The sequence below is a fragment of the Vogesella mureinivorans genome, assembly GCF_007644035.1.
GTDB lineage: Bacteria > Pseudomonadota > Gammaproteobacteria > Burkholderiales > Chromobacteriaceae > Vogesella > Vogesella mureinivorans.
In genome coordinates this window covers 1-324 of the sequence record NZ_VMTV02000644.1, presented here as the reverse complement: position 1 = coordinate 324, position 324 = coordinate 1, and the positions used below count along the sequence as shown (strand labels likewise).

Here is a 324-nt window from a genome sequence, read left to right as displayed (position 1 = left end):
GGGTGAACTTCTCCTTGAAGGCCTCGAAGCTGCCGAAGGCGGCGTTGATGGCGTCCGCCAGCTTGCCGGTCGGCGCGCCGCCGCCGTTCGGCTTCAGGCAGTGCCAGTAGAAGGTGTGGTTCCAGACCTGGGCGGCGTTGTTGAACATGCCACCGCTGCTGGTCTTGATGATGGTTTCCAGATCCTTGCCCTCGAACTCGGTACCAGCGATCTGGTTGTTCAAGTTGGTGACATAGGTCTGGTGATGCTTGCCGTAGTGATACTCGATGGTCTCAGCCGAGATGTGCGGGGCAAGAGCGTCGCGGGCGTAGGGCAGGGCTGGCA

At 61.4% G+C, this 324-nt stretch carries 1 pseudogene; it reads right to left on the bottom strand.

The window, feature by feature from the left end:
- A pseudogene (locus FLQ44_RS17075) lies at positions 1-324 on the bottom strand (superoxide dismutase [Fe]); the annotation flags it as partial.